This window comes from Thermoclostridium caenicola (assembly GCF_900142095.1).
GTDB classification, from domain to species: domain Bacteria; phylum Bacillota; class Clostridia; order DSM-8532; family DSM-8532; genus Thermoclostridium_A; species Thermoclostridium_A caenicola.
The window spans coordinates 1-1,972 of sequence record NZ_FQZP01000098.1 but is presented as its reverse complement, the minus strand read 5'-3'; the positions used below and the strand labels follow the sequence as shown (position 1 = coordinate 1,972).

At 44.0% G+C, this 1,972-nt stretch carries 2 protein-coding genes; both read left to right on the top strand.

The annotated features are described in order from the left end of the window. The first annotated feature begins 53 nt into the window (after nt 1-53). Nucleotides 54-1,664, top strand: coding sequence for an IS66 family transposase (gene tnpC / locus F3H12_RS13010; RefSeq protein ID WP_149679740.1), 1,611 nt, complete (start codon nt 54-56; stop codon nt 1,662-1,664). Then, on the top strand, nt 1,661-1,945 hold the full coding sequence (locus F3H12_RS13005) for a hypothetical protein (RefSeq protein WP_149679739.1): 285 nt from the start codon (nt 1,661-1,663) through the stop codon (nt 1,943-1,945). The genes tnpC and F3H12_RS13005 overlap by 4 nt, the downstream gene beginning before the upstream one ends. Nucleotides 1,946-1,972: the final 27 nt, after the last annotated feature.

Sequence of the window (1,972 nt, the reverse complement as noted above, 5' to 3'; positions counted from 1 at the left end):
CAAAATGTGCCGAAAATCTGGATTTTAAGCGGGTTTTATGGTATAATTACCATATGGAAACGCAAGAGATTACGGTAGAAAAACTGCTTAAGATAATTGAAGAAAAAGACCGCACGATTGCTGAGTTAAAGCAACAAGTTCAATGGTTCATGGAACAAATCCGCCTTGCAAAGCACAGGCAATTTGGCATTTCAAGTGAACAGACCAATGTTCATCAGATGAATCTTTTCAACGAAGCAGAAGCGGCTGCTGATTTAACTGCGCCTGAACCTTCATTATCAGAGGTAAAGGCGCATTATCGTAAAAAGAGGACCCGACTGACAACAGATAAACTGCCGGAAGACTTGCCTGTCGAGATAATCGAGCATGAACTGCCGGAAAGTGAACGAATCTGTTCGGACTGCGGCAGTGAGATGCATACAATGGGCAGGGAAATCCGTGAGGAATTAAAGATAATACCTGCGAAAGCAGTGATTGTACGGCATGTAAGACATGTATATTCATGCCGGAATTGCGAAGAAACATCGGATCGGGTGCCTGTTGTAAAGGCAGATATGCCTGAGCCTGTCATAAAAGGCAGTTTTGCATCTCCGGAAACGATAGCGCATATAGCAACGCAAAAATTCATGATGGCATCGCCATTATACCGGCAGGAACAGGAATGGAAGCAAAATGGTATTCTGCTATCAAGGCAGACTATGTCAAACTGGCTTATCAAAGCTTGTGAGGAATGGCTGGAACCGATATACGAGAAAATGAAGCAACGATTATGCAGCCACGATGTACTGCATGGGGATGAAACGGTATTGCAGGTGTTGAAAGAGCCAGGGAAGGCTGCTCAGTCGAAGAGTTACATGTGGTTGTTCCGGACAAGCGGAGAAGCGAAACATCAGATTATACTATATGACTACCAGCCTGACAGGAAACATACGCATCCGGAAGAATTCCTGAAAGGTTTTTCGGGCTATCTTCATGCCGACGGGTATGAGGGGTATCACAAGCTGCCTGAAAACATCACTGTTATTGGTTGTTGGGCGCATATGCGGCGAAAACTGGTTGAGGCGATGAAAGCATTGCCAAAGGATAAGCAGGCTGATTCAAATGCAGCAAAAGGGGTTGAATACTGCGATAAACTGTTTCATTTAGAGAGACAGTTTGCTTTGCTGACCCCTGAGGACCGGCGCAGGGAACGAGAAAGATTGTCAAAACCTTTAATGGATGAATTTTATGACTGGATTGGGAACTTGAATGCCTTGCCCAAAATCCTTCTTGGAAGAGCAGTACAATATGCCCGGACACAGCGCAAATATCTTGAACGATATTTGCTGGACGGACGTCTGGAAATATCAAACAACCGGGCGGAGAGAAGCATCAAGCCCTTTGTGATCGGCCGAAAAAATTGGATTTTCTGCAATACACCAAACGGAGCAAGAGCCAGTGCAGTGTATTACAGCCTTATTGAAACAGCGCGAGAAAACGGATTGAACCCGTTTGAATATTTGTCATGGATTTTTACACAGGTCCCTAATCTGGGGAAAACAGGCTATGTAACCACAATTGAAGACTTTTTACCCGGAAGTACGAAGATACCGCAAAAGGTATATATACCGAAGCCCAAAAGGCAAGATCCTGAAAAATATGCGTGGGAAGAAGAAGACATATGAATGCTGGCGAACATACTACATTTATGATTAATTTCATCTCAGATTTCATTAACGGTGAAATAGATCGTTATTTTTTCGATTTGGATTATTCCGCCTATGTAATAGAGCATTTCCCGTATATGGAGCTTGAGGACAGCAGATTAGCGGACAGGTTCGCCAATACGGTTGATCTGGCGTATGAACGCGGAACTGCCCTTGGCCTGTCGGATGAAGAATTTAGGATTGAAATCTCCAATGCTTTTGATAAATGGTTAGGCGGTAAGAAGCCTGATAGATCTTAGTGCTGTCTGCCAGCGTTTGACGCTTAC